This is a genomic window from Microvirga sp. HS2, from assembly GCF_055792805.1.
This window is the reverse complement of the sequence record NZ_JBVVAJ010000008.1, coordinates 1-22405: the sequence shown is the minus strand read 5'-3', so window position 1 is coordinate 22405 and position 22405 is coordinate 1. Positions and strand designations below refer to the sequence as shown.

Below are 22405 nucleotides of genomic sequence, written 5' to 3'. Positions count from 1 at the left end.
GTACGGGCCTGCTCAAGCACGGCCTGCTGGCCTCGGACTTACAAGAGATCATGACGATGCTGCAAGACAAAGACACGGCGGGTGGCTGGGAAGAGCCGCGCGCAACGGCCGTTCTCGTGCTCCAGGACGGCACGGTGCTGGAAGGCTTCGGCATCGGCGCCGAGGGCGAGGCCACCGGCGAGGTCTGCTTCAACACGGCGATGACGGGCTATCAGGAGATCCTGACGGACCCCTCCTATGCCGGGCAGATCATCACCTTCACCTTCCCGCATATCGGCAATGTCGGCACGAACGACGAGGACATCGAGAGCGTGAACGCCGCCTCGTCCTCCGGCGTGCGCGGCGTGGTGCTGGCCGCCACCATCACGGAGCCGTCCAACTGGCGCGCCTCCCGCGACCTGGACGCCTGGCTGAAAGCCCGCCAGATCGTGGGCCTGAGCGGCATCGACACCCGGGCGCTCACCGCCCTGATCCGCGACAAGGGCATGCCGAACGCCGTCATCGCCCATAGCCCGAGCGGCAAGTTCGACCTCGACGCCCTCAAGGCCAAGGCGGCCGCCCTGCCCTCCATGGACGGGCAGGACCTGGTGCCGCTGGTGACCAGCACCCAACGGTTCGACTGGGACGAGACGACCTGGACGAGAGGCGAAGGCTACGGGCATCAGCAGGCCGAGCCGAAGCATCACGTGGTCGCCATCGACTACGGGGTGAAACGCAACATCCTGCGCCTCCTGGCCCGCGCCGGCTGCAAGGTGACCGTCATGCCCGCCACGGCGACCGCCGAGGACGTCCTGGCCCTGAAGCCCGACGGCGTGTTCCTGTCCAACGGACCGGGCGATCCGGCGGCGACGGGCGAATATGCCGTTCCGGTGATCCAGAAGGTGCTGGAGCAGAAGATCCCGACCTTCGGGATCTGCCTCGGCCACCAGATGCTGAGCCTCGCCGTCGGCGCGAAGACCAAGAAGATGCACCAGGGTCATCATGGCGCGAACCATCCGGTGAAGGACAAGACCACCGGCAAGGTCGAGATCACGTCCATGAATCACGGCTTCGCGGTGGATCCGGAAACCCTGCCGAAGAACGCGGTGGAGACCCATGTCTCCCTGTTCGACGGCTCGAATTGCGGCATCGCGCTGACCGACCGTCCGGCATTCTCGGTGCAGTACCACCCGGAGGCCTCCCCCGGGCCGCAGGACAGTCATTATCTCTTCGATCGGTTCGTGAAGCTGATGGATGAGGGAAAGGCCAAGCAGTAATCACACGTCCGCCTCGGGACGAATGTTTCAAGCGCCGTCGCTCACCCGAGTGACGGCGCTTTTCATTTGAGCGGCATCCCCTTCATTTTTTGTCAATCCCGCACGGCCGCGACAAAGGCGGCGTTGCCCTTTGCGGCCAAATCACGGTAACAAACGATTAACCATAACAACCAATGATTCTGGGCTTGCCTGGGGGTTTTCTCCGATGGATTTCGATCACGATTCCGGCGAATTTAGCCGCTTGCACAACCTGTTCACCTTTCATCTCGGCGTGGCCGTCACGCTGTCCTGGCTGACCTCGCTTTACGCAGCCGCCTATGCCCCATGGGTGCGCAACATCCGTCCTCTCATCGATCCGTCGAATGTAGGGCCGGCCGAAAGCACCTGGTCGTATCTCTTCATTTTTCCCGTCGTGCTGACGACGGCATGGCTGATCTCGATCTTCGGGCAGAACATCTTCGCCAGGTTCCGCCTCCTGAAGAACCAGGCCATCGAGTTCGGCATCGCAGCGACCGTTGCCTTCGGCATGTTCTATCTCTCCATCGACCGCGCCGTCGCGGCGATGTTCCTCGGCATGTAAGCGCGAGCCTGAACGCTCCAGCTCGATCTTTCGCGTGGGCCATGCGTTCCCTCCCCTAACGTGAGGGAAATCAGCATGGCTCAGGCAAAAGGATACGGCGATCCGAAGGGCTACAACGCGCCGCTCGGCACGGAGACCTACGTCTTCCAAAGCAACGGCATCGTGCCGAATTCGCCGCTGCCGCTGATCGTCCGCCGCGGCGCCGTTTCGCCGTCACAGGACGATCCGGCGAAAGCCTTCAAGGCCACCTTCGCCAAGAACGGCTGGACCAATGCCTGGATGGACACCATCCACGACTATCATCACTACCATCCGAACACCCACGAGGTGCTGGGCGTCGTCTCGGGCTCCGCATCCGTGCGCTTCGGCGGCGAGGAGGGAGAGCTCGTCGCCGTATCCGCGGGCGACGTCGTGGTCATCCCGGCCGGCGTGGCGCATGCCCTGATCAATGCGAGCGATGATTTTACCGTGGTGGGCGCCTATCCGGCCGGCCGCTCCTACGACACCATCCGCGACGATCCCGGAGCCCTGGCCTCGTCGCAGCAGCGGATCGCCCAGGTTCCGCTTCCCGATGCCGATCCCGTGGACGGCGCGGACGGCCCGCTGACGAAGCTGTGGTCCCGACCATGATGACGCTGGCGTGAGCTTGGGCTAGAGCATCGGATCAATCCCAAACGTGGACTTGCACTTTTGGGATTGATCCGATGCTCCACCCTCTTGAAGAGCGCATCGTTCATGCGGAAAACCGGGTCCACTTTTCCGCACGATGCGCTAGAACTCGCTTCATGATGAACTGGCGAGACTACTGGAACCAAGACACGCCGATCTACTCGGGCGAGCGGCACAAGCTCCTGCATTACAAGCTCGTGGCGAACGACATCGTCGGGCTCATCCCCTCGCCCGATGCCTTCGTGCTCGACTACGGCTGCGGCGAGGCCCTCTTCGCGGATCAGGTTGCGGCCAAATGCGGCAAGCTCCTCCTGAGCGACGCTGCGCCGCTCGTGCGCGAACGGCTGCAGGCCAAATTCGGCCGCAACGGGCGCATCACGATCCTGGCCCCCGAGGAGGTCGCCGGACTCGCGGATGCGTCGCTCGATCTCATCGTGGTGAATTCACTGCTCCAGTATCTCTCCCTCGAGGAACTGCGCAGCCTTCTGAAGCTCTGGCGCGCCAAGCTGAAGAGCGGAGGCAGGCTCGTCCTTGCGGACGTGATCCCTCCCGACGTGAGCCCGCTCACCGATGCCAAGGCCCTTCTCGCCTTCGCCTGGCGGGGCGGGTTCCTGAAATCGGCCCTCATGGGCCTCGCTCGCACGACATTCTCCGACTACCGCCGGATCCGCGAGGAAGTCGGCCTTGCTCAGTACAGCGAGGACGAGATGATCGACATCCTTCAGGATGCCGGTTTCACGCCCGAGCGCGCCGCGCGCAATTTCGGCCACAATCAGGCCCGGATGACCTTCATGGCGCGGCCCGCCTGATGTCTCCCTGCACAGTCGTGTTTGTCGCGGGCATCACGCGAAGGTCCAGACCTTGTGTGCGGCAAAGCTCCACACCATGACCACGCCCGTGGTCATCACCTGGGCCGGCAGGTAAGGCCCCCCGAGCCATTCCACCAGGATGTGCATCGAAAGCCACGTCAGAAGGAAGCCGACGAAGGCGACCAGCGCGAAGCGCCAGGTCGCCTCCCGGTGCGGGCGACTGCTCTGGTAGGTATGCCGGCGGTTGAGCCCATAGGAGACCAGCCCGCCCGCCACGTACCCGGCCAGGGTCGCAGGCACGGGATGGCTCCCGCCCCCTTCGACGAGCAGGATGAGCAGGCCGTAATGAACCACGGCCGCGGCGAGCCCTACTCCGAAGAAGGCGGAGAACTGACGGATCAGGCGATGGAGGGGAGGAAGCGCGGTCACGCCTTCTCGTTAGCCTCTTCCATGAGTTTCTTCCACGAGTTTCGTCACCTCGCCTCTTTGAAGGCGCCCGGCGATTCTCCGAACGATGTTGCGCGGGAGAAACTTGGCCCCGAGGGCCCCGATTCGGTTGGCGCCGCCCGGGATCACGATGGCTCTGCCGGCCTCGTAGCCTTCGACGCCGATCCTCGCCACCTCAGCGGCCGACATGATGCTGGGCCTGTAGCTCCTGGAATATTCCACATCGGCCGTCGCCGAGAACTCGCTCTCGGTCGATCCGGGGCACAGGGCCGTCACCGTCACGCCACGGGGCTTGGCCTCCTCATGCAACGCCTCGGACAAGGAAAGCACGAAAGCCTTTGAGGCGTAATAGACGGCCATATAGGGGCCGGGCTGGAAGGCGGAGGTCGAGGCCACGTTCAGGATTCCGCCCCGCCCCCGCTCCAGCATGCCGGGCAGCAGCAAACGGCAGAGGGCCGTCAGCGCGGAAACGTTCAGGTCGATCATCGCCATCTGGCGCTCGAAGGGCAGCGTTGCGAAGCTGCCCCGCAGGCCGAATCCCGCATTGTTCACGAGCGTATGGACCTGGATGCCCTGGTCGCGGAGCATCTCGGCCAGATCCTGAGGCGCCCCCGGATCCTCCAGGTCGAGGGCCATGATTTCCACGGGAACGCCCTGGTTCTTCTGGATCTCCTCGCTCAAGGCCTCCAGGCGCTCGTGCCGCCGGGCCACGAGAACCAGGGCATGGCCTCTGGCCGCGAAGACCCGGGCCAGTTCCGCCCCGATTCCGCTCGATGCCCCGGTGACGACGGTCCAGCGCGGTTCTTCAGCCATGCTCGGCCTCCTTCAGGATTCTGCCGGTCGATCATGCCGCATGAGGTGACCTGTCGCCAAATCATCGAGCATCGGACCCAGAATGGCCTCCACTTGTGGCATCTAATCCCATCTCCATTCTAGCGAGCGCGTCGTTCGGACAGAAAACCGGGTCCACTTTTCCGCACGATGCGCTAAGGCCTTTGAATTTGCGGCATGTCCGTGTAAGAGCCTCTCTCAACCTTCAATCTGACACATCCCGGCTGCGCTTGAAGCGCCGCATAGAGCGGCCGCGCGGCTGGACACGCCTGGGTGGGCCTATGCCGAAGCGGACAGACATCTCCTCCATTCTCATCATCGGCGCGGGCCCGATCATTATCGGTCAGGCCTGCGAATTCGATTATTCCGGCACACAGGCCGTGAAGGCTCTCAAGGAGGAAGGCTACCGCGTCGTCCTGGTGAACTCGAATCCCGCGACGATCATGACCGACCCGGATCTCGCGGACGCCACCTACGTGGAGCCAATCACGCCCGAGATCGTCGCCAAGATCATCGAGAAGGAGCGCCCCGACGCGATCCTGCCCACCATGGGCGGCCAGACGGCGCTGAACTGCGCCCTGTCGCTGAAGAAAATGGGCGTGCTCGAGAAGTTCGGCGTGGAGATGATCGGCGCGACGGCGGAAGCCATCGACAAGGCCGAGGATCGCCAGCTCTTCCGCGAAGCCATGACCAAGATCGGCCTCGACACTCCGAAATCCCGCCTCGCCAATGCCTCGGCCCTGAAAAAGGCCGACCGGGACGCCTATCTGGCGGAACTCGCGCGGCTCGAGGCCCTCGACGACATGCATCCGGGCGACAAGAAGCGCACGATCGCCGCCTACAAGCTGAAATGGGACGCAGGCGAGAACGAACGCCGCAAGCGCTATCAGGAGCACGCCATGGGCGAGGCCCTGCTGGCGCTCGCCGAAGTGGGCCTGCCCGCCATCATCCGCCCCTCCTTCACCATGGGCGGCACCGGCGGCGGCATCGCCTATAACCGCGAGGAATTCCTCGACATCGTCGAGCGCGGCCTCGACGCCTCCCCGACCAACGAGGTGCTGATCGAGGAGAGCGTTCTCGGCTGGAAGGAGTACGAGATGGAGGTCGTCCGCGACAAGGCGGACAACTGCATCATCATCTGCTCCATCGAGAACTTCGACCCGATGGGCGTCCACACGGGCGACTCGATCACGGTCGCGCCCGCGCTGACGCTCACCGACAAGGAATACCAGATCATGCGCGACGCCTCCCTGGCGGTTCTGCGCGAGATCGGCGTCGAGACCGGCGGCTCAAACGTGCAGTTCGCGATCAACCCCGAGAACGGGCGCATGATCGTGATCGAGATGAACCCGCGCGTGTCGCGCTCCTCGGCGCTGGCTTCCAAGGCCACGGGCTTCCCCATCGCCAAGGTCGCGGCGAAGCTCGCGGTGGGCTACACGCTCGACGAGATCGCCAACGACATCACCGGCGGCGCGACGCCCGCCTCCTTCGAGCCCACCATCGACTACGTGGTCACGAAGATTCCGCGCTTCGCCTTCGAGAAGTTCCCCGGCGCGGAGCCGACCCTCACCACGGCCATGAAGTCCGTGGGCGAGGCCATGGCCATCGGCCGCTCCTTCCCGGAATCCCTGCAGAAGGCCCTGCGCTCCCTCGAAACCGGCCTCACCGGCCTCGACGAGATCGAGATCGAGGGCCTCGGCAAGGGCGATGACAGGAACGCCATCAAGGCGGCGCTGGGCACGCCGACCCCGGACCGCATCCTGAAGGTCGCCCAGGCCCTGCGCCTCGGCATCAGCCATGACGAGGTCTACGAGTCCTGCAAGATCGACCGCTGGTTCCTGGAGCAGCTCCAGGCCATCGTCGACATGGAAGCCAAGGTGAAGGCCCACGGCCTGCCGAAGACCCCGGGCGCCTTCCGCCAGGTCAAAGCCCTGGGCTTCTCCGATGCCCGCCTTTCGGTTCTCGTCGGCATGACCGAGGCCGAGGTGCGCACGGCGCGCCGGGCGCTGGGCGTACGCCCGGTCTTCAAGCGGATCGACACCTGCGCGGCGGAATTCGCTTCGCCCACGGCCTACATGTATTCGAGCTACACCACCCCGTTCGCGGGCAGCCCCGCCGACGAGGCCAATCCGTCGGACGCCAAGAAGGTCATCATCCTCGGCGGCGGCCCGAACCGGATCGGCCAGGGCATCGAATTCGACTATTGCTGCTGCCATGCCTGCTTCGCGCTGAAGGATGCGGGCTATGAAACCATCATGATCAACTGCAACCCGGAGACGGTCTCGACCGACTACGACACCTCCGACCGGCTCTATTTCGAGCCGCTGACGCAGGAGGACGTGCTGGAGATCATCGAGACCGAGCGCTCCAAGGGAACCCTCCACGGCGTGATCGTGCAGTTCGGCGGCCAGACCCCGCTCAAGCTCGCCCATGCCCTGGAAGAGGCGGATGTGCGCATCCTCGGCACCTCGCCGGATGCCATCGACCTCGCGGAGGACCGCGACCGGTTCAAGCGCCTGCTGGACAAGCTGCACCTGAAGCAGCCGAAGAACGGCATCGCCTATTCGGTGGAGCAGGCCCGCCTGATCGCCGCCGATCTCGGCCTGCCCTTCGTCGTGCGCCCGTCCTACGTGCTCGGCGGCCGGGCCATGGCGATCATCCGCGACGAGGCCCAGTTCGAGGATTATCTTCTCGGCACCCTGCCCAGCCTGATCCCGTCGGACGTCAAGGCCCGCTACCCCAACGACAAGACGGGCCAGATCAACACGGTTCTCGGCAAGAACCCGCTGCTCTTCGACCGCTATCTCTCGGACGCCATCGAGGTGGACGTGGACTGCCTCTGCGACGGCAAGGACACCTTCATCGCCGGGATCATGGAGCACATCGAGGAAGCGGGCATCCACTCGGGCGATTCCGCCTGCTCGCTGCCGCCCCGCTCGCTCTCCAAGGAGATCATCGCCGAGCTGGAGCGCCAGACGCAGGCACTTGCCCTCGCCCTCGACGTGGGCGGCCTGATGAACGTGCAATACGCCATCAAGGACGGCACGATCTACGTGCTCGAGGTCAACCCCCGCGCCTCGCGCACGGTGCCCTTCGTGGCCAAGGTCATCGGCGAGCCCATCGCCAAAATCGCGGCCCGGGTGATGGCGGGCGAGTCCCTCGCCACCTTCGCCCTGGCGCCGAAGGAGCTGCCGCATATCGGCGTGAAGGAAGCGGTCTTCCCCTTCGCCCGCTTCCCGGGCGTGGACGTGCTGCTCGGGCCGGAAATGCGCTCGACGGGCGAGGTCATCGGCCTCGACCGGGGCTTCGGCGTGGCTTTCGCCAAGAGCCAGCTCGGGGCCGGCAGCCAGCTGCCGAAGACGGGAACCCTGTTCGTGTCGGTTCGCGATTCGGACAAGCCGCGCATCCTTCCGGCGGTTCAGATGCTGGAGGAAGCCGGGTTCCAGATTCTCGCAACGGCGGGTACCCAGAAATATCTGGTGGAGCAGGGCGTCAAGGCGAAGCGCATCAACAAGGTGCTGGAAGGCCGTCCCCACGTGGTCGACGCCATGAAGAACGGCGACATCCAGCTGGTGTTCAATACCACCGAAGGCGCGGGCGCTTTGTCAGATTCTCGGTCGCTCCGACAGGCTGCCCTCTTGCATAAGATACCTTACTACACCACTCTTGCAGGAGCGATCGCTGCAGCCGAGGGCATCAAGGCCTATCTCGGCGGCGATCTTGAGGTCCGAGCGCTTCAGGATTATTTCGCCTGAGGCTTCGGCCTGCACAATGGAACTGCGAAGCTTCTGGTAAGTTTTCGTTGACTTGCGAGGGCGCTGGAAACAGCGGCCTCGTACCTCTTTTTGGACGAGACAAACGATGGACAAGGTTCCTCTGACGATCAAGGGTTTTGCGGCGCTGGAGGAAGAGCTCAAGCACCGGCAACAGGTCGAGCGCCCCCGGATCATCCAGGCGATTGCCGAAGCGCGCGCGCTCGGCGACCTGTCGGAAAACGCCGAATACCATGCCGCCAAGGAAGCTCAGTCCCTCAACGAGGGCCGCATCCTGGAGCTGGAAAGCCTGATTTCCCGCGCAGAAGTCATCGACATTGCCAAGCTCTCGGGCGACCGGATCAAGTTCGGCGCGACCGTGAAGCTGGTGGACGAAGACACCGAGGAAGAAAAGACCTACCAGATCGTAGGCGAGCCCGAGGCTGACGTCCGTTCCGGCCGCGTCTCGGTTGCCTCCCCCATCGCCCGCGCCCTGATGGGCAAGACCATCGGCGATACGGTGGAGGTGTCGACCCCCGGGGGCGGCAAATCCTACGAAGTCGTGGGCGTCCGGTTCAGCGCCTGATGCGATGAGGGGGCAACAGTGAGACATCAAGCCATGCCCCCGTCATCCCGCCGATCCTTTCTCAAGAATCTCGCCTGCGCCGGCCTCGCTGGTGCGGGCCTGCTGACGCATACCCGGGCTCAGGCCCAGACCTTCCCTCAGGCGTTCTCGTCGTTTTCCGTGGATGTCAGGCCCCTGAAGGCCAAGGGCCTCGGCTCTTTCGCCGATCTCGTGGCCCAGGCGGCGCTCGACGAGCTGCACCGTGCGTTCGCGGACCGGGTGGACCCGCGCGGCCCGCGCTTCGTCCTCGTCATCACGGATGTCTTCATGACCCCATTCCCGGACGCGGGCTCGGGCTGGCGCGGCCGTGGCGGCGGCGGCAGCCATGACGGCATGGATGGGGAGGTCCTCGCGGTCGGACCGAAGGGCGAGATCCTGGCGCGTTTCCCGCAGCATGCGGTGCTCGACGTGGCGAGGAGAAGCACCGATCCGGACGAGCCGGGCCGCGCGGTCGCCCTGGCCCAGTTCTACGTGCAATGGCTGCGGCGCAGGCTGTGATCGCGCCGGAAGATCCTTACTCCGCGACTTCCGCCATATCCGCGATCGGCACCAGCGGCTCGTCCTTGATCAGGTCGAGGGTGAGCGCCGTGCGAACATTGCGGACGTTCGGCAGGGACGTGAGCTCGGACACGAGCCCCTGGAACGCGCCCAGGTTCGGGGCCACGCATTTCAGGATGAAATCGATGTCGCCCGACAGGGTCCAGCATTCGCGGACCATGGACCATTCCTTCACCCGCTGCTCGAACTCCTGAAGCTCCTTCTTGCCCTGGACGTCGAGCTGGACCATGGCGAAGCACACGATCTCGAAGCCCAAGCCCTTGGGGTCGAGAATGGCGCGATAGGCCTTGATGATGCCGGCGCTTTCGAGGGCGCGCACGCGGCGCAGGCACGGAGGCGCCGACAGGCCGACGCGGCGGGCCAGCTCCACATTGGTGATGCTGCCGTCGGCTTGCAGTTCCCTCAGAATGGCCCAGTCAATCGAATCGAGGCGTCCGCGCACGATCACTCCAATTGGTCGCAGCCTGGGCCTGGAAGACACCTTCCGCCCCGGATCATGCACCCTTCAAGCAAAAAACTCGTCTTGGCTGAGTAGACCGTGTAAACGGTCCGCACAAGCGGGACGGGCGATTAAGTCGCAACGAACCATATGAACTCCACAGGCTCATTGATCGAATGTTGCGCGACAATTCAAGCCTTATCACCTGGGTTCTGAGCGATGGCAAGGCCGGAGACGAGCTTCAGGCCCTGAGCGTGGCAGAGGCGCTGGGACTTCAGCCGGAACTTCGCCGGGTCCGGCCGCGCGCGCCGTTCACCTGGGCGATGCCCTGGGGGCCGATCGATCCCCGGGAGCGGCCGGGCGCGCCGGGAAGCCCCATCGCCATGCCCTATCCCGACCTGCTCATCGCCTCCGGCCGCAGGGCGGTGCCCTATCTGCGGTTCGTCAAGCGCGCCTCGGGCAGGCGGACCTATACGGTGTTCCTGAAGGATCCCCGGACGGGACCGAACACGGCCGACTTCATCTGGTCGCCGGATTACGACCGGCTGCGCGGGCCCAACGTGCTGACCACGCTGACCCCGCCGCACCGGGTCTCGGCCCAAAAGATCGAGGCAGCCCGCATGCACCCCGACCCGCGGCTCGCCCCCCTGCCCCATCCTCGGGTCGCGGTCCTCGTCGGGGGCGACAGCCGGCACCACCGCTTCACGGAGCGCGACATCGCCCTCTTCCTCGAACGCCTGAGCATGCTTGCTCAATCGGGTGCGGGACTGATGATCACGGCGTCCCGCCGTACCCCTCCGGCGCTACGGGATTCCCTGATCGAGCTTGCTGCCCGGCATCGTGCCTTCTTCTGGGACGGGACCGGCGAGAATCCCTATGTGGCCCTGTTAGGCCTCGCGGATTTCATCGTGGCCACGGCGGATTCCTTCAACATGATCGGAGAGGCCGCGGCGTCGGGAAAGCCGATCCTGGTTTTCGAGCCCTCGGGCGGACATCCGAAACTCGATGTTTACATGGAGCGCCTTAAGGCCCATGGAATTGTGCATCCGTTCGAGGGGCGTCTTGTAGGACAGCCCTACGAACCCTTAAATTCAACACCCAAGATTGCTGCTGCCATTGTCCGGGGCTTCAGCCTTCACCGCCGCTCGCTCGGTTTGCCGGACATTGCGTTTTCGCTGGAGATTTCCTGATGGCCCATTCTCACGCCAAGCTCATCATCATCGGCTCGGGGCCCGCAGGCTACACGGCGGCGATCTATGCGGCGCGCGCCCTGCTCGAGCCCGTCATGATCTCGGGTTTCCAGCCCGGTGGGCAGCTCATGATCACCACCGACGTCGAGAATTACCCGGGCTTCGCCGAGGTCATCCAGGGCCCCTGGCTGATGGAGCAGATGCGCCTCCAGGCCGAGCACGTGGGCACGAAGATGATCTCGGACCACATCACAAAGGTGGACCTGAAGCAGCGCCCCTTCCGGCTGGAGGGCGATTCCGGGGAGACCTATACCTGTGATGCCCTGGTCATCGCGACCGGCGCCCAGGCCAAGTGGCTAGGCCTGCCATCCGAGGGCCTGTTCCAGGGCTTCGGCGTCTCAGCCTGCGCCACCTGCGACGGGTTCTTCTACCGCAACAAGGAGGTCGTGGTGGTGGGCGGCGGCAACACGGCCGTCGAGGAGGCGCTCTATCTCGCCAACCTCGCCTCGAAGGTGACCCTGGTTCACCGGCGCGACTCCCTGCGCGCCGAGCGCATCCTGCAGGACCGCCTGTTCAAGCACCCGAAGATCGAGGTTCTCTGGAACAGCGCCGTCGAGGAGATCTGCGGCTCCGAGAACCCGACCTCGGTCACTCATGTGAAGCTGAAGAACCTCGTTTCGGGCGAAGTCTCGGACTTCAGGACGGATGGCGTGTTCATCGCCATCGGGCACAAGCCTTCCACGGAGCTGTTCGTCGGCCAGCTCGACATGAAGCCGGGCGGCTACCTCCAGGTGAAGCCGGGCTCGACGAGCACCAATATCCCGGGCGTCTTCGCCGCCGGCGACGTCACGGACGACGTGTACCGGCAGGCCGTAACATCGGCAGGTATGGGCTGCATGGCTGCCCTGGACGCCGAACGCTATCTGGCGGCCCTCGAAGCGACCCAGGAAGCCGCAGAATAGGTTCTATTAACAACTGGTTGACCCTTGGGCAGAATTCCTATTGCATCCTGCCCCCAGCTCGGAAGAGATAGGGAAGCCCTGCGTCAGAGGAATGCGGGGTATTCAGGGGAACGCCGTGGATTGGGACAAAATCCGGATTTTCTATACCGTTGCGGAAGCGGGCAGCTTCACCCGTGCCGGTGACGATCTGGGCTTGAGCCAATCCGCCGTCAGCCGTCAGATCAGCGCCCTGGAGCGCGAGCTGAAGGCCCCCCTCTTCCATCGCCATGCGCGAGGCCTGATCCTCACCGAGCAGGGCGACCTCCTGTTTCGCGCGGCCCGCGACATGCGCATGCGCCTGGAAACCACCAAGGCCCGCCTCGTCGAGACGAGCGAGCGGCCTTCGGGCGAGCTGAAGGTCACGACCACCGTCGGCCTCGGCTCCATCTGGCTTGCGCAGCGCATCGCGGAGTTCCTGGACCTCTACCCGGATGTCCGGGTGGAGCTGATCCTCTCCAACGAGGAACTGGACCTGGCCATGCGCGAGGCGGATGTCGCCATCCGCCTGCGGCGCCCGGCCCAGCCGGACCTGATCCAGCGGCGCCTCTTCACGATCCATTTCCACGTCTATGCGTCGGCCGACTACATCAAGCGCTTCGGCGAGCCGAAGACCCTGGAGGAACTCGACGAGCATCGCATCGTCTCCTTCGGCGGCGACCAGCCCTCCTATCTGCTGGCGGTCCACTGGCTCGCGACGGCCGGACGCGAGGGCCGCGAGCCGCGCCAGTATCACTACGAAGTGAACAACATCACCGCCCTGAAGCTCGCCGTCGAAACCGGAGCGGGCATTGCCGTGCTGCCGGATTATGCGGTGGTGGGAAATCCGGGCCTTGTGCAGGTTCTGCGCGACATCGAGATGCCGTCCCTCGACAGCTATCTCGTCTACGCGGAGGAAATGCGCTCCGTCGCCCGTGTCCAGGCCTTCCGCGACTTCCTGATCTCCAAAGCCCAGCGCTGGACCTACTAGAGCATCCGATCCAGAAGTGGATTGTCACGTTTGGAATTCATCCGATGATCCGCTCTTTGGGAGAGCGCGTCTTTTCACTCCGAAGCGGGCGCTGATATCGCGTGGAAAGATGCTCGATATCAGAGGCTTGAGTCATCGTTCGGAAGCGGCATCGGATTGCCGCAGCTTATGAAGGCTGCTGCCGGAGAGGATGCTCCGCTGTGCACCGAAGAGCCTTCCACATCCACGTCTCACGAAGGATACCGAGTGGCCGAATCCGCCGTTGCCATGAAGAGCGTGGCAGTTTTACGTCAGTCTTTCGTATAAGCCATGCAGCCAATGCAGCCCTTTTATGAGGCATGTTGCATTGCAAATAAGTCGAATGCGGCCGATATGGGCAGTGGCTGATTTCAACGCGGCACCGCTTTCTTCCTCCCGGCGCTGCCGTGTCGGCCGTTCCCTCTGGAAGGTTTTGACTGAATTGTCGGACCTCTACTTATGCCGGGCCTTTGGCCCGGCTTTTTTCTTTTCAGGCCTCGACGTCTTTCAGGAAGACGATGCGACCTCGTCCTTCAGCACGCGGCGCAGCACCTTGCCGACATTGGTCTTCGGCAGCGTTTCGCGAAACTCGATCCGGCGCGGCACCTTGTAGCCTGTGAGATTCTCCCGGCAGAAGCGGCGCAGCTCGTCGGGATCGAGACTCGGATCCTTGCGCACGACATAAGCAACGACCGCTTCCCCCGATTGCTCGTCGGGCAGACCGATGACGGCGGCTTCCATGACGCCAGGGTGCTTGACAATCACGTCCTCGACTTCGTTCGGATAGACGTTGAAGCCGGAGACCAGGATCATATCCTTCATCCGGTCGACGATTTTCACCTCTCCGTCTGGGAGGATCATGGCCACGTCGCCCGTGCGGAAATAACCGTCCTGCGTCATCACCTGCGCGGTTTCATCGGGCCGTTGCCAGTAACCGGCCATCACCTGCGGGCCCTTCACGCACAGCTCACCGCGCTCGCCGGGAGGCAGAACAGTCCCGTCGCTTGCGCGCACGATCACGTCGGTCGACGGCAGCGGATAGCCGATGGTGCCGGTGAATTCCTCGATGTCGAGACGATTGGCGCAGACCACGGGCGAGGTCTCCGACAGACCATACCCTTCGACGATGGGCTGGCCGGAGATTTCCTTCCACTTCTTCGCGACCGCCTCCTGCGTCGCCATTCCGCCTGCGACGGCGAAGACGAGCTGAGAGAAATCGACCTTCTCGATGCCCGGCGCATGAGCGAGCGCGTTGTAGAGCGTGTTCACGCCGGACATGAGCGTAATCTTGCTCTTCTGGAGAATCTTCACGAACCCGGCGATGTCGCGTGGGTTCGCGATGAGAAGCTGGCAGCCGCCGATCCTCGTCATCAGGAGCGAGCACACGGTGAGACCGAAAATGTGATAGAGCGGCAGCGCAGTGACCATCACATGATCATCGCGCTCGCCGAAGAACGGACGCATCCACGCCTCGCATTGCAGCACATTGGCGACCACGTTGCGGTGGAGCAGAACCGCTCCCTTCGAGATGCCTGTCGTTCCTCCCGTGTATTGCAGGAAGGCGATATCGTCGCGCGTGACGGCGACGGGATCGGGCTTCCTTCGCGCTCCCTCGCTCAACACCCTCCTGAAGGACACGGATTTCGGCAGACGAAAAGACTTCACCGCTTTCTTCACGTAGCGGGAAACGAGATTGACGATGGTGCCCTTGGCGCCGAGCAGATCGCCCGGCTTCACGACAACCACGCGATCGAGCCTGAGATCGGGCAGAGCCTCTTCCACCGTGGCGCCGAAATTTTCGAGTACGAAGAGGAAGCGGGCGCCTGAATCCTGCAGCTGATGGGTCAGCTCGCGGGGCGTATAGAGCGGGTTGACGTTCACCACCGTGCCGCCCGCCAGCAGCACGCCGAAGATGATCACCGGATAGGCCATCACGTTCGGCAGCATGATGGCGACGCGATCGCCCTTCCTCAAACCCTGCTGCTGCAGCCAGGAGGCGACGACATTGGCGCTGCGGCCGAGCCCCGCATAAGTCATGCGTGTCCCGAAACTCTCTGCGGCAGCCCGGTTCGGATATTGCGCGATCGCCTGGAGGAGCATGTCGTTGAGGGTGCCGATGCTCGCATCGTCGATGACCTGGGGCACGTTCGATGGATAGGATTTGAGCCAGGGCCTGTCCAAAGGATGCCCTGCCGAATCCAGGGATGCGGCCGGTTGGGTCTTGGCGTTCATTCTTCTTCCTCCCGCTCCAGGGCGAGTTCGCTTCCGAGGAGATGGCGTCTCCAGTGAAGCTTAGATGTGGCGCGGAAGAAGAGGTTTGTCGATGGGCACCGCACGCGGAGCGGCACCCATCGATTCCGGCTCAATGAGCCTTTTGCAGCACCATGTCGGCCGGCTTGCCGCTGAGCTCGGCCATATGATCGAAGCGGGTCGAGAAGGTCCCGACGCCTGCCGTAACGGAACGCAACTCGACGATCAGGTCCCCGATTTCGGATTCCGGGATGGTGGCGTTCAGGACCTCCCAGCCGGACCATCCCGGCCGCCCGTCATAGCCCAGGATCTGCCCGCGGCGGGCGGTCACGAGGCTCGTGGCCTTGGACAAGGCCTCGGTGGGAATGGTGATTTCCACGGACAGGATGGGCTCCAGCAGGACGGGCTTGCCCTTGGGGAGAGCCTCCGCCAGGGCAAGCCGCGCGGCGGCCTGGAAAGCCGCGTCCGAGGAATCCACCGTGTGATAGGAGCCGTCCGTGAGGCTGACCGCCAGGTCGACCACCGGAAAACCCAGAGGGCCGCTCTTGAGGGCATCGCGCACCCCGGTTTCCACGGAAGGGATGTACTGGCGCGGAACCACGCCACCCGTGATCCGGTCCTCGAAGGCGAAACCGCCGCCGCGTGGCAAAGGCTTGATCTCGATCATCACGTCGCCGTACTGGCCATGCCCTCCTGTCTGCTTCCGATGGCGTCCGCGGGCCGATGCGGACAGGCGGATCGTCTCGCAATAGGCGACCCGCGGCTTGCTGATGTCGACCCCGACCTGGAACCGGGAGGCGAGCTTCTCCACGGCGACGCGCAGGTGCATCTCGCCCTGCCCGAGCAGCCGGATCTCCCCCATCTCGGGCCGGGTCTCGACCACGAGCGACGGATCCTCCTCCGTGATCTTGGCGAGCGCGCTCGAGAGGCGGACGTCGTCCTTCCTGTCTCTCACCTTGAGAGCCATCGCATAGACGGGTTCGGGCGGCGCCGACGAAACGATGGTGTCCGGCCGGTTCTTGCCCGATGCGAAGCTGTCGCCGGTGGCGATGCCTTCGAGACGTCCGAATCCGACCGTATCTCCGGCGACGGCTTCGCCGCGGCGTGCCGTGCTGCCGCCGACCATCGCCAGCAGGCTGCCGACGCGGCTTTCCGCTCCGCGCGAGCCCACCACCATGTCGCCTTCGTGGAACGTGCCGCGCATCACGCGGGCCACGGAGAGCTTGCCGCCCTGCCCCATATGCAGGGTTTTCATCACATGGGCGAGTGGCGCGCCCTCCTCCGGAATGCCGAGGCGGACCCGGGTTTCGTTCAGCGCCGGAGCCTCGTGGCGCAGAGCCTTGAGAAGCCGCGTGACGCCGTTGCCGCGCTCGGCGGAGCCGATGAGCGCGGGCACCACGTGCCGCTCGCGCAGTTCCTTGGAAAGATCGTCGAAGATGCGGTCGCGCGGTGGCTCGATCTCGGAGATCAGATCCTCCATCAGCTCGTCATCGTAATCGGCCAGCCGTTCGAGCATGGCGAAGCGCGCCTCGCGCTCGCGCAGGCCTTCGCCGTCCGGCATCTCGACGATTTCGCTGGGCGCATGCTCGCGATAGATGAAGGCGCGCTCCAATGCGAGATCGATGAACCCGACGGCGATTCCGTCCTTCCAGAGCGGAATCTGGCGCAGCAGCAGCGGCGTTCGCGATGCCTGCTGCAACAGGCTCAGCGTCTCGCGCACGCGCTGTGTCGCCGTGTCGATCTTGTTGATGAAGAGGAAGCGCGGGATATCCGCCTCCTCGAGTTCCCGCAGGATGATTTCGAGCGCGGGAATCTTGCGCTCGTCCGACTCGCACACGACGACCGCCGCGTCGCAGACGGGAGTGATGCTCCGCATCTCGTGCAGGAATTCCGTGGAGCCGGGGCAATCGATGAAGGTCATCCTCTCGCCGAGGAATTCGACGGTGGCCACATTGGGCTCGATGCTCATGCCGTGGGCCCGCGCCTCCGCGCTCGCATCCCCGACGCTGTCGCCATTGGCCACGCGCCCTGCGCGCGAGATCGTGCCGGTGCGCTCCAGGATCGCTTCGAGGAGCGTGGTCTTGCCGCTCTGGAATGGGCCGACGATGGCGATGCATCGCGGGCCCGCAGGTCCTCTGCCGTTGGGTGCCATGGTAGTCTCCTCCCTGCCCCCGTCAGCGCGCTCTTGGCATCGGACCCGACAGTGGCTTCCACTTGCGGGGATCCATCCGATGCTCGCTTCTTTGACAGCGCATCGTTCGATGCGGAAACACGGTTCCACGTCTCCGGACGATGCGCGAGCCGTCGCGTCTCTGGGATGCTCTGCCTGTCGGGAAGAGTTGGCAAGAGGCTTTTTGAGTAGTCTTTCCGAGCGCAATGAAACGGCCAAGCTCGGGCCCGGCCGTTCCGGCAGCGCGTGAAACGGCGGCCTAGCGCAACTCGCGCAGCTCGAAATCGCTCACGCCGAGCGCAAAGTTCAGGCCCGTCTGGCCGGTGACCGAGAGGGGCTGGAGGGAAATCGAGGCGCCGGAGCCGCCAACCAGAACATTGGCTCCGAGACCCGCGCCGACCGTCGCCTCGGCGGTGGGCCCCGCATAGGTCCCGGCGAGCGAGCCGGGCGACACATCGCCTCCGGAGAAGACCGCCCAGGTGAGAACCCCGCTGTTCGTCGCGCCGATATCCAGCCCGAAGCGGCGGATCACACCCAGATAATGCTCAATTCTCCCACGCTGGGAGTTGAAGACGCAGGCCGTGGTTTTCTGGGTCGTCAGGATCAGGCCTACATTGCCTGACACATTGCAGGTCAGGACGCCGACCTGGGTCCCGGACTGCGCCTGCGCATGAGAAACGCCCGCCAGGGAAGCGGCGGCAAGGACCGCGAAGGGGAGAACCGCACGAAGCATGATGAACTCCTGAGCTTGATGAAGCCTGGCTTTCAACGGATCAGGAAGAGCGTCGTTCCGGCGCGACGCGCTCTCCGGAAGCGGTAGAATTCGGTTCATCCCCCGCCGCCCGACGGTTCAACCATTGCCTGGGAATGGGGTTCGCCGGGCTTTCCTCGTCCCAGGCCTGCGACACAATCCGCCAGCCTCCCCCGTCCCTGACGAGGAGCATCATTTCGATGCTGCGATGGCTTTCCGCCCCGTTTTCGACCATCTCGCAGGCCGCCAGCGCGATCGCCACGTTCCCGAAGACGCGGATCTCGGTTCCCAGCACCGCCTCCTCGAACGAGCGCAGCTTCGTTCCCGCGAGGCCCTTCATCCGCTCGATGAATGCCGGCACTGTCTGCCGCTGGGCCGGACGCGCCGCCGGATAGAGCGAAGCGTCGGAGAGGAAGTCAGCCGCAAACCCCTCCCAATCGGCCGATGTCCCGGGCGTCCAGCCGAGACTCGAAAACTGGCGGGTGATGATGGCCTCGATGGCCCCGACATCGTCCGCGTGCTCATCGGCTTCCATGGCGCATCCCTTCTCTGGACTGGAGAGGGGCAATCATGCGCCCACCCCCGCCAGGGGGAAAGGGTCCGGCTCCGACCCTTTCGGCGATGGCGTGGGTCGCGGCATCCGTGCCGCTAACCCAGCCCGGACCGGCGGATCACGTCCAACGTGTCCTTGCCTCAGACGACGAAGAAGTCGTTATAGGTCAATTTGAGGCCTACCTTCAGCTTCGCGATCTGAACCATGCCGCCCGAGGCAGAGCCGTTGGAATCGTAGAACAATGCTCCGGTCTTGCTGTTGTAGATCAGGTAATCGTTCGCATCGCCCGCTGCGCTGCCGATCTTGAAGAACTTGCTGTTCAGTTTGACCGGCCGCGTCTCGGAGCCCGACCGGCCGAGCTTGGTGAAGATTGCGTTGTCGAGCCAGAACGTATCGTCGGTGGGGTTGAAATCGGTGATCGTGTCGAGATTGCTCGTCTTGCTCGGCCTCTTGTCGAACACGAAGATATCCCGCCCCGAACCGCCGGACAGGACGTCGTTGCCCGTTCCACCGTAAAGCCGGTCGTTGCCGGAATTGCCCTTGATCGTATCGTTGCCCGAACCGCCGATCACGATGTTGGCAAAGGCGTCACCCGAGATGGCGTCCTTGCCCGTCGATCCGACGAGCGTATCGGAGAGGCCCGTGTTGCGGACCATCTGCCCGGCGGCGAGATCGATCCGGTGCGGCACGTGCCAGGTCAGGGTTCCCTGCTTCACCGTCACGAGCGCCGCCTTGAGGCCGCTCGTGGCATAGGCATGCGAGAACACGGCGCTGCCAAGGGTGGGGGCAACCGTCTCCACCGTGCCGTCGCCCCAGGCCATTGTCACGCTCGATGCGCCGCCCACCCCGAACTTCACGAACGCGAAGCGCTTCTCTTGCATGGCCTGCTGATTGGAGAAGAACGCATCCACGAGGAAGATATCGCCTAAGCCGTTGCTGTCCCCACTCACCAGATTGCTTGCATCACTTCTTATCAGGATGAAGCGAGCATCCGGGCTGTAGCTTGCATCGCCGCTGATGTTGTTGGCCTGCTCGTCGCCCTGCGCATCCTGGTTCGTCCAGGACAGGCACACTACTTCGCCGGTCACCAGATCCTTGCGAAAGATATCCGCACTGTTGTTGGTGTCGCCGGCCACAAGGTTAGTGGCATCGCTCCGGAACACGATATAGCGCCCATCCCCGCTGAACTGGGCATTGGAGCTCCGACCGTTCGTCTGGGTACCATCGGCAGTGGTCGAGAGCCGCACGACCTCACCCGTGACCATATCCTTGCGGAAGATGTCCGTCCTGGCGTTGGTATCGCCTGCCACCAGATTGCTGGCATCGCTCTCGAACAGCACGTAGCGCCCGTCTTCACTAACTTGAGCATCGTAGCTCCAGCCGTTACCTGGCGTGCCATCGGCGGCAGCCGAAACCAGCACCATCTCGCCCGTGTCCAGGTCTTTACAGAAAATGTTCTGCCCACCACCGGGAGTGCCTGCTACGAGATTGCCGGCTCTGCTCTGGAACACGACATAGCGCCCATCCGCACTGAACTGGGCGTTCGAACTATCGTGATTTCCCTCCGTACCATCGGCAGCGGTGGAGGCCCGCACCACTTTTCCCGTGCCCAGATCCTTGCGGAAAATGTCGGCGCTACCGTTGGTGTCACCCGCCACCAAGTTGGAGGCGCTGCTCTCAAACAGCACGTATTGTCCATCTGCGCTGACCTGAGCTCTCAAGCTGTCGCCATTGGCTTGCGTTCCATCGGCGGCAGTCGAGAGGCGCACCAACTCGCCTGTGTTCAGATCCTTGCGGAAAATGTCGCTGTTACTGCCGAAATCGCCTGTGACCAGACTGTTGGCTCTGCTCTCGAATACGACATAGCGACTGTCCGCGGTGAGTTGAGGGTTGGAACTGGCGTCATTGCCCTGCGCGCCACTGGTCGAGGTCGAGACCCGCACCACCTCACCTGTGTTCAGATCCTTGAGGAAAATGTCATTGTTCCTGTTGGTGTCGCCTGCCACCAGGTTGCTGGCGTCACTCTCGAACAGCACATAACGGCCGTCCGCGCTGAGCTGCGGGTTTAAGCTGCTGCCATCGGCCGGAACCTTGCCCTGACTCTCCCGGAATGTCGTGAGGCGCACGACCTCGCCCGTCATCAAATCCTTACGGAAAATGTCGCTGCTGCGGTTGGTGTCGCCTGCTACCAAGTTAGTGGCGTCGCTTTCGAACAGCACATAGCGCCCGTCCGGACTGAATCGAGCCGCATAGCTGGAGTTGCCGGCCTGTCCGCCATCGGCGGCAGTCGAGACCCGAACCACCGCGCCAGTCAACAGATCCTTGTAGAAGATGTCGCTAGCGCCGTTCGTATCACCTGCCACCAGGTTGCTTGCGTAACTCCTGAACAGGACATTCCGGCCATCGGCACTGAGCTGGGCATTCGAGCTCAAGCTGTTTCCCTCTGTGCCATCGGTGGCGGTCGAGATCCGCACGACCTCGCCGGTGACCAGATCCTTTCGGAAAATATCGGTACTGCCGTTGGTGTCACCCGCCACGAGGTTGGAGGCATCGCTCTCGAACAGCACGTAGCGTCCATCCGCGCTGACCTGGGCATTAAAGCTAGAGTCATTGGCCTGTATGCCATCCGCAGAGCTCGAAACCCGCACCACTGCGCCGGTCACCAAGTCCTTGAGAAAAACGTCGATGGTGCCGTTGGTATCGTCCGCTACGAGATTGCTGGCGTCGCTCTCGAACAGCACGTAGCGCCCATCCGCGCTGAGCTGCGGGTTGGAACTCCAGTCATTCGCCTGTGCACCATCCGCAGAGGTCGAAACCCGCACCACCGCACCCGTGATCAGATCCTTACGGAAAATGTCGCTGCTGCCGTTGGTGTCGCCCGCCACGAGATTGCTGGCGTCGCTTTCGAACAGCACGTAGCGCCCATCCGCGCTGATCCGCATATTGTAGCTATCGCCATTCCCCTGTGCACCGTCGGCGGCAGTCGAGACCCGCACCACGGCACCCGTGATCAGATCCTTACGGAAAATGTCGCTGCTGCCGTTGGTGTCGCCCGCCACGAGATTGCTGGCGTTGCCCTCGAACAGGACGTAGCGCCCGTCCGCGCTGATCCGCGCATTATAGCTGGAGCGATCCGCCTGTGTTCCATCGGCAGCGGTCGAGACGCGAGTGATGAGCTTGGAACCGTCCGGGCGGTCGAAGGACTGGATGACAAGGGTCGGCATGGCAATTCCCGCAACGATGATTCCACAAGCATGACGTTAGGAATCATAATTTAAAGATATATCATTGCTTTATATGAAGGCTTTTGGCGTATCAATGGGCCGCGCAACTGGGACGGGTCTGATAAATATGCCCTTAGGGTACCGCCGTTTGAGTTGCAGGATTGTCTGAGATTGAAAGACGGGAAACCCGCCTAGTCCTTTGCCACAGGGATCATGCAGGATAGAGCCGCCGTAGTTTGGAGCGAGCCTGCGTGGTGGTGAAATGCCAATGCGCCTTGGCTCTGTTGCGATTGCGCTCGGCTTCCCAGGCGGCGG

Annotated in this window: 18 protein-coding genes; 10 read left to right on the top strand and 8 right to left on the bottom strand. The window is 63.7% G+C overall.

Going from position 1 to position 22405, the window contains the following annotated elements; all coding sequences use genetic code 11:
* The first annotated feature begins 56 nt into the window (after positions 1 to 56).
* The 4 genes from carA (at position 57) to ACS5Q0_RS09370 (ending at position 3314) form a co-directional block, all read left to right on the top strand.
* Positions 57 to 1256 (top strand): glutamine-hydrolyzing carbamoyl-phosphate synthase small subunit, encoded by a 1200-nt coding sequence (gene carA / locus ACS5Q0_RS09385; RefSeq protein ID WP_473126361.1) that lies wholly within the window; start codon positions 57 to 59, stop codon positions 1254 to 1256.
* 205 nt (positions 1257 to 1461) lie between these two features.
* The gene (locus ACS5Q0_RS09380; protein ID WP_473126360.1) at positions 1462 to 1836 is read left to right on the top strand and encodes a hypothetical protein; all 375 of its coding nucleotides are present in this window, start codon (positions 1462 to 1464) and stop codon (positions 1834 to 1836) included.
* A 75-nt stretch (positions 1837 to 1911) separates the two neighbouring features.
* Positions 1912 to 2466: a cupin domain-containing protein gene (locus ACS5Q0_RS09375; protein ID WP_473126359.1), complete on the top strand. Its 555-nt coding sequence runs from the start codon at positions 1912 to 1914 to the stop codon at positions 2464 to 2466.
* Between the two features lie 155 nt (positions 2467 to 2621).
* The gene (locus tag ACS5Q0_RS09370; protein WP_473126358.1) at positions 2622 to 3314 is read left to right on the top strand and encodes a class I SAM-dependent methyltransferase; all 693 of its coding nucleotides are present in this window, start codon (positions 2622 to 2624) and stop codon (positions 3312 to 3314) included.
* 33 nt (positions 3315 to 3347) lie between these two features.
* Here the strand turns inward: ACS5Q0_RS09370 and ACS5Q0_RS09365 are convergent, their stop codons facing one another.
* Positions 3348 to 3743, bottom strand: a complete 396-nt coding sequence (locus ACS5Q0_RS09365; RefSeq protein ID WP_473126357.1) for a GtrA family protein — start codon at positions 3741 to 3743, stop codon at positions 3348 to 3350.
* Positions 3744 to 3752: 9 nt separating this feature from the next.
* Positions 3753 to 4574 carry an SDR family NAD(P)-dependent oxidoreductase gene (locus tag ACS5Q0_RS09360; protein WP_473126356.1) on the bottom strand — a complete coding sequence of 274 codons (822 nt, stop codon included), beginning with the start codon at positions 4572 to 4574 and terminating at the stop codon, positions 3753 to 3755.
* Between the two features lie 299 nt (positions 4575 to 4873).
* On the opposite strand from ACS5Q0_RS09360, the gene carB reads away from it, so the two are divergent.
* From carB to ACS5Q0_RS09345, 3 genes are all read left to right on the top strand, one after another.
* Positions 4874 to 8347 (top strand): carbamoyl-phosphate synthase large subunit, encoded by a 3474-nt coding sequence (gene carB / locus ACS5Q0_RS09355; protein ID WP_473126355.1) that lies wholly within the window; start codon positions 4874 to 4876, stop codon positions 8345 to 8347.
* Between the two features lie 106 nt (positions 8348 to 8453).
* Entirely contained in the window at positions 8454 to 8930 is a 477-nt protein-coding gene (gene greA / locus ACS5Q0_RS09350) for a transcription elongation factor GreA (RefSeq protein WP_473126354.1), read from the top strand.
* 33 nt (positions 8931 to 8963) lie between these two features.
* Positions 8964 to 9467 (top strand): twin-arginine translocation signal domain-containing protein, encoded by a 504-nt coding sequence (locus ACS5Q0_RS09345; protein ID WP_473126353.1) that lies wholly within the window; start codon positions 8964 to 8966, stop codon positions 9465 to 9467.
* A 16-nt stretch (positions 9468 to 9483) separates the two neighbouring features.
* Here the strand turns inward: ACS5Q0_RS09345 and ACS5Q0_RS09340 are convergent, their stop codons facing one another.
* Entirely contained in the window at positions 9484 to 9969 is a 486-nt protein-coding gene (locus ACS5Q0_RS09340; RefSeq protein ID WP_473126352.1) for an Lrp/AsnC family transcriptional regulator, read from the bottom strand.
* A gap of 173 nt (positions 9970 to 10142) precedes the next feature.
* On the opposite strand from ACS5Q0_RS09340, the gene ACS5Q0_RS09335 reads away from it, so the two are divergent.
* The 3 genes from ACS5Q0_RS09335 to ACS5Q0_RS09325 all read left to right on the top strand — a co-directional run bounded on the left by ACS5Q0_RS09335 (position 10143) and on the right by ACS5Q0_RS09325 (position 13124).
* Positions 10143 to 11156, top strand: coding sequence for a mitochondrial fission ELM1 family protein (locus ACS5Q0_RS09335; RefSeq protein WP_473126351.1), 1014 nt, complete (start codon positions 10143 to 10145; stop codon positions 11154 to 11156).
* A complete protein-coding gene (gene trxB / locus ACS5Q0_RS09330; protein ID WP_473126350.1) occupies positions 11156 to 12118 on the top strand; it encodes a thioredoxin-disulfide reductase in 963 nt (320 codons plus the stop codon). The genes ACS5Q0_RS09335 and trxB overlap by 1 nt, the downstream gene beginning before the upstream one ends.
* 115 nt (positions 12119 to 12233) lie before the next feature.
* Positions 12234 to 13124 carry a LysR family transcriptional regulator gene (locus tag ACS5Q0_RS09325; RefSeq protein ID WP_473126349.1) on the top strand — a complete coding sequence of 297 codons (891 nt, stop codon included), beginning with the start codon at positions 12234 to 12236 and terminating at the stop codon, positions 13122 to 13124.
* 525 nt (positions 13125 to 13649) lie between these two features.
* Here the strand turns inward: ACS5Q0_RS09325 and ACS5Q0_RS09320 are convergent.
* The 5 genes from ACS5Q0_RS09320 to ACS5Q0_RS09300 form a co-directional block, all read right to left on the bottom strand.
* Entirely contained in the window at positions 13650 to 15374 is a 1725-nt protein-coding gene (locus tag ACS5Q0_RS09320; protein ID WP_473126348.1) for an AMP-binding protein, read from the bottom strand.
* 130 nt (positions 15375 to 15504) lie between these two features.
* Positions 15505 to 17544, bottom strand: coding sequence for an elongation factor G (locus ACS5Q0_RS09315; RefSeq protein WP_473126347.1), 2040 nt, complete (start codon positions 17542 to 17544; stop codon positions 15505 to 15507).
* Between the two features lie 277 nt (positions 17545 to 17821).
* A complete protein-coding gene (locus ACS5Q0_RS09310) occupies positions 17822 to 18295 on the bottom strand; it encodes a DUF992 domain-containing protein (protein WP_473126346.1) in 474 nt (157 codons plus the stop codon).
* A gap of 40 nt (positions 18296 to 18335) precedes the next feature.
* Positions 18336 to 18848, bottom strand: a complete 513-nt coding sequence (locus ACS5Q0_RS09305) for a nuclear transport factor 2 family protein (protein WP_473126345.1) — start codon at positions 18846 to 18848, stop codon at positions 18336 to 18338.
* Positions 18849 to 19006: 158 nt separating this feature from the next.
* Positions 19007 to 22090, bottom strand: a complete 3084-nt coding sequence (locus ACS5Q0_RS09300) for a hypothetical protein (RefSeq protein ID WP_473126344.1) — start codon at positions 22088 to 22090, stop codon at positions 19007 to 19009.
* Between the last annotated feature and the right edge of the window lie 315 nt (positions 22091 to 22405).

What these genes read in the sequence shown, in the direction of transcription:
- ACS5Q0_RS09345 (WP_473126353.1), top strand. Translation starts at nt 8,964, where the DNA reads ATGCCCCCGTCATCCCGCCGATCCTTTCTCAAGAATCTCGCCTGCGCC.
- ACS5Q0_RS09360 (WP_473126356.1), bottom strand. Translation starts at nt 4,574, where the DNA reads ATGGCTGAAGAACCGCGCTGGACCGTCGTCACCGGGGCATCGAGCGGA.
- ACS5Q0_RS09300 (WP_473126344.1), bottom strand. Translation starts at nt 22,090, where the DNA reads ATGCCGACCCTTGTCATCCAGTCCTTCGACCGCCCGGACGGTTCCAAG.
- carB (WP_473126355.1), top strand. Translation starts at nt 4,874, where the DNA reads ATGCCGAAGCGGACAGACATCTCCTCCATTCTCATCATCGGCGCGGGC.
- carA (WP_473126361.1), top strand. Translation starts at nt 57, where the DNA reads ATGCTGCAAGACAAAGACACGGCGGGTGGCTGGGAAGAGCCGCGCGCA.
- ACS5Q0_RS09315 (WP_473126347.1), bottom strand. Translation starts at nt 17,544, where the DNA reads ATGGCACCCAACGGCAGAGGACCTGCGGGCCCGCGATGCATCGCCATC.
- ACS5Q0_RS09335 (WP_473126351.1), top strand. Translation starts at nt 10,143, where the DNA reads ATGTTGCGCGACAATTCAAGCCTTATCACCTGGGTTCTGAGCGATGGC.
- ACS5Q0_RS09320 (WP_473126348.1), bottom strand. Translation starts at nt 15,374, where the DNA reads ATGAACGCCAAGACCCAACCGGCCGCATCCCTGGATTCGGCAGGGCAT.
- ACS5Q0_RS09375 (WP_473126359.1), top strand. Translation starts at nt 1,912, where the DNA reads ATGGCTCAGGCAAAAGGATACGGCGATCCGAAGGGCTACAACGCGCCG.
- ACS5Q0_RS09305 (WP_473126345.1), bottom strand. Translation starts at nt 18,848, where the DNA reads ATGGAAGCCGATGAGCACGCGGACGATGTCGGGGCCATCGAGGCCATC.
- trxB (WP_473126350.1), top strand. Translation starts at nt 11,156, where the DNA reads ATGGCCCATTCTCACGCCAAGCTCATCATCATCGGCTCGGGGCCCGCA.
- ACS5Q0_RS09310 (WP_473126346.1), bottom strand. Translation starts at nt 18,295, where the DNA reads ATGCTTCGTGCGGTTCTCCCCTTCGCGGTCCTTGCCGCCGCTTCCCTG.
- greA (WP_473126354.1), top strand. Translation starts at nt 8,454, where the DNA reads ATGGACAAGGTTCCTCTGACGATCAAGGGTTTTGCGGCGCTGGAGGAA.
- ACS5Q0_RS09370 (WP_473126358.1), top strand. Translation starts at nt 2,622, where the DNA reads ATGATGAACTGGCGAGACTACTGGAACCAAGACACGCCGATCTACTCG.
- ACS5Q0_RS09380 (WP_473126360.1), top strand. Translation starts at nt 1,462, where the DNA reads ATGGATTTCGATCACGATTCCGGCGAATTTAGCCGCTTGCACAACCTG.